Origin of the sequence: Streptomyces sp. NRRL F-5727 (assembly GCF_000719555.1) — a bacterium.
Classification (GTDB): Bacteria; Actinomycetota; Actinomycetes; order Streptomycetales; family Streptomycetaceae; genus Streptomyces.
This window is the reverse complement of the sequence record NZ_JOGX01000172.1, coordinates 1-317: the sequence shown is the minus strand read 5'-3', so window position 1 is coordinate 317 and position 317 is coordinate 1. Positions and strand designations below refer to the sequence as shown.

Here is a 317-nt window from a genome sequence, read left to right as displayed (position 1 = left end):
GCGCGATCGCCTCACGCGCCTTGCCCTGGGCCGCGACGACCGCCTTCGCGTACGTCTCCAGCGCCTTGGCCGCGCTCTCCATCGCGTCCGCCGCGTGCAGCCAGTCCGTCGGCAGGGTCTGGAACTTCGCCCGGAACGCGTCGGCCGCCTCGCCCTTCCACTGCGACGCGTCGAGCTTCCGCATGCCGCCGCCCACCAGGTCGAACGCCCGATGGAAGTCCCGCAGGTTCTTCACCGTCGCGGCGATCTCGTCCGGCTTGCCGTGGACCAGCTCGTCCGCCTCCTCGGTCTGCCCGAGCTGCTGCTCCCCGACCGAC

General features: G+C 72.2%; 1 protein-coding gene. It reads right to left on the bottom strand.

Annotation, left to right across the window (positions count from 1 at the left end):
- On the bottom strand, positions 1 to 317 hold a 317-nt coding region (locus tag IF73_RS38440), incomplete at both ends, for a putative T7SS-secreted protein (protein ID WP_037881918.1).